The sequence below is a fragment of the Phenylobacterium sp. genome (genome assembly GCF_031412415.1).
Taxonomy (GTDB): domain Bacteria; phylum Pseudomonadota; class Alphaproteobacteria; order Caulobacterales; family Caulobacteraceae; genus Phenylobacterium.
The window spans coordinates 1-2,277 of record NZ_JANOCX010000394.1 but is presented as its reverse complement, the minus strand read 5'-3'; the positions used below and the strand labels follow the sequence as shown (position 1 = coordinate 2,277).

3 protein-coding genes are annotated in these 2,277 nt (G+C 69.1%); 1 reads left to right on the top strand and 2 read right to left on the bottom strand.

What is annotated here, in order from left to right:
• Positions 1–112: 112 nt before the first annotated feature.
• The gene (locus RMO04_RS18605) at positions 113–1,039 is read left to right on the top strand and encodes a YihY/virulence factor BrkB family protein (protein WP_309646259.1); all 927 of its coding nucleotides are present in this window, start codon (positions 113–115) and stop codon (positions 1,037–1,039) included.
• On the opposite strand, the gene RMO04_RS18600 is transcribed toward RMO04_RS18605, so the two are convergent.
• On the bottom strand, positions 1,036–1,269 hold the full coding sequence (locus RMO04_RS18600) for a sulfurtransferase TusA family protein (RefSeq protein ID WP_309646258.1): 234 nt from the start codon (positions 1,267–1,269) through the stop codon (positions 1,036–1,038). The genes RMO04_RS18605 and RMO04_RS18600 overlap by 4 nt on opposite strands.
• Positions 1,270–1,293: 24 nt before the next feature.
• The coding region (locus RMO04_RS18595) for a CoA transferase (protein WP_309646257.1) at positions 1,294–2,277 on the bottom strand (984 nt) is incomplete at its 5' end.

The following is a 2,277-nucleotide window of genomic DNA, read 5'->3' as shown; positions in this document are numbered from 1 at the left end:
GGCGGCGCGCCGGCTCCCGCAAGGACCGGCGCGCCGCTTCGACGTTGGCGCCCTTCACACGCGACGCCAAGACGGCTTGCGCCGGGGCGCGACCTTCATCACCTTCCGCGCCATGTCGATCCGTCGGGGAATCCAGCGGCTGCGCGAGATGGACTGGGACCCGACGCACTGGCTGCGGCTGGTCCTATTGATCGCCGGCAAGGCTCTGACCAGGCTCTGGGGCCGCGACGTGATGCTGTATGTCGGCGGCGTCTCGTTCTTCGTCATGCTCGCGGTGTTTCCCGCTCTGGCCATCACCATTGGCGTCTACGGTCTGTTGGCCGACCCAACGGCCGCGGCGCATCAGGCCGAACGCCTGGCCACCCTGATGCCGGCCGGCGCCCAGGGCCTGTTCACCAGCGAATTGACGCGCCTGGCTCAGGCGCCGTTCCAGGTGGTTTCAACCCAGAGCGGGGTCGCGCTGATCATCGGCGGCTACGCCGCGCACCGCGGCTTCAAAGCCTTGCTGGCCGGGCTATCGTTCATTCACGACGAGGACGCACCGCGCGGCTTCGTGGGCTTCAACGTCATGGCCCTGCTGGTGCTGATCGCCGCCTTCGCCATGCTGACCTTCTTCTCGGCGGTGTTCTTCTACTTTCGGTTTGTGGCTGCGGCCTTTGATCTGAAGCCCCTGGCGGGCGTCACCTGGCTCTACAGCGAGTGGACCTGGGCCAGCTTCGGCCTGACCGTGGCCATGACCCTGATCTACCGCTTCGCCATGTCCAGCGCCCCGGTCGCCTGGCGCGCCTCCATCATGGGCGGAATCGGCGCGGCCTTCCTCTGCCTCTTCGCTTCCTGGGCCAGTGCGGTCTATGTCGAGCAGATCGCCGAACTGGGCGCCACCTATGGTTCGGTAGCCGCCGTCGTGGTGTTCCTGATCTGGCTGTCGTGGAACGTGAACGCGATCTTCCTGGGCGGGGCTCTGGCCACCGAGATCGAAATCCTGCTGTACGAGCGCCGCCCGCCGAAAGCCCTACTGACCGATCAGCGGCTGTCCTAGCGGGGCTTCTCCACCAGGAAGCTCAGCACGCCCGCCTCATCGACGGCCTCCAGCACGGTGACACCCGCGCCGGCGGCGAAGTGCGGCACGTCGATTCGCGCCATCGGGTCGTCGGCCAACAGGCGCACGCGTGCGCCGGTCGGCGCGTCTTCAAGGGCGCGGCGCAGGCGCAGGGTCGGCACCGGGCATCGGTGTCCGCGTGCGTCGACGAGGATATCGGAGGAAGCCATCACCAGGGCCATAGCCGTTTCGCGTCAGCTTGGCCAAGCCGCTTCGTGGGCGCCCAGCGGCATGGTGGGGCGGCGCCAATGGGCCGGCGTCGCTGACATGGTCACCGGCGGGCGGAGGTGGCGGACGGGCCCGAAGCCCGACTCGCTGTCGATGCGCCAGCCGTCGATCTCCTGCGGCGTCGGCGGTCGCACGGCCTCGAGGTGTTCGGGCGGCGCGAGGCCAAGGCCGCGCAACCACATCCCGGTCTGGGCGAGCGAGACCCGCACCATGTAGCTGCCCCCGAACCGGGCGCGGCGGTCAAGCGCGACCATGGTCCCGAAGGCCGCCAGGAAACCCGTCGTGTAGTCGGTGACGGCGCCGGGCTGCAGCTGGGGACCCTTCTCGCCGCCAAAGGTATAGCCGCCGTGCTCGTGGGCCAGGCCGGTCACCGTCTGGGCGAGTTGTTCCCATCCCGGCCGGTTGGCCCAGGGGCCTTCGTGACCATAGGCGTTGATGGAGGTGTAGATGATCCCGGGGCGAAGGCGGGCGAGGTCAAGCGGTCCCAGGCCCATCCGCTCCAGCGAGCCCAGCCGGTAGCCCTGACTGAAGACGTCGCAGCTCCCGATCAATTCGGTCAGGCGTGCGCGGTCGGCGTCCTGCGTCAGGTCTAGCCACGTCGAGAGCTTGCCGTGGTTCACGTCGCTGACGAAGAAGTCGGTCGCCGGCAGCTTCGGTGAGGCCACGTAGAGCACATCGGCGCCGTACTGGGCCAAGGTGCGCCCACAGGCCGGGCCGGCCAGGACGCGGGTCATATCCAGCACGCGGACGCCCGACAACGCCGCTTCCCCGCCGGAGGGCATGGGCATGGGCGGGCCATCGGCGATCTTGACCACCTCGACCACCGGGCGAGCCCCCAGGATGCGCCCTTGCTCGGAGGCATCCCACTCCCGTGGCGTCCGCACCATGGCGCCGCAGACGCCGGCCGCGGCGATGGCGTTCTCCAGTTCGAGAGCGTTCCAGGTCAGGGC

What these genes read in the sequence shown, in the direction of transcription:
- RMO04_RS18605 (WP_309646259.1), top strand. Translation starts at nt 113, where the DNA reads ATGTCGATCCGTCGGGGAATCCAGCGGCTGCGCGAGATGGACTGGGAC.
- RMO04_RS18600 (WP_309646258.1), bottom strand. Translation starts at nt 1,269, where the DNA reads ATGGCTTCCTCCGATATCCTCGTCGACGCACGCGGACACCGATGCCCG.